A 482-nucleotide genomic window follows, 5' to 3' on the forward strand; every position below is an offset into this window, starting at 1 on the left:
GATCGTCAGCAAGCTGGACTCCTACGCCCTCCGGGCAGAATCGAATGCGAGGCGCATCTCCATGTCGGGGGTCGCGCGGGCAGGATCGAAAGCGATGTGCATTTCCTTTGCCGGGAGTGGCGCGGGCAGGATCGAAAGCGATGTGCATCTCCAATATAAGGGGCGTGCGAAAGGAATCGAAACCGCTTGAGGCGTTCGTTCCCACGACCATGTTTGGTGTGGGAAAACGACCAGACGTCAAAGCAAGACCACTATCCGCGGCACCCCAGACAATGGAGATGCACATCGACTTAGTCATCAGACCATGAGCGAGCGCCAGGCAGGCAGACCGCCACATGGCTTTTGATTCTGCCCGCAGGGCGTAGGAGCGTCGCTTGCCCGCGATCTGGCGCGAAGCGGCAGTAAAACCCGCCACCTCGTTTGTGCCAGACACACCGCATTCTCAGACGAGGCTGCCGGTTCCCGGCAGATCGTCAGCAAGC

1 protein-coding gene is annotated in these 482 nt (G+C 60.0%); it reads left to right on the plus strand.

Annotation, left to right across the window (positions count from 1 at the left end):
- Nucleotides 1-190 (plus strand): hypothetical protein (locus B3I26_RS25440; RefSeq protein ID WP_296261876.1); only part of this gene is annotated, 190 nt, incomplete at its 5' end.
- Nucleotides 191-482 lie beyond the last annotated feature (292 nt).

The sequence above is a fragment of the Pseudomonas sp. UBA5706 genome (assembly GCF_002419965.1).
GTDB lineage: Bacteria > Pseudomonadota > Gammaproteobacteria > Pseudomonadales > Pseudomonadaceae > Aquipseudomonas.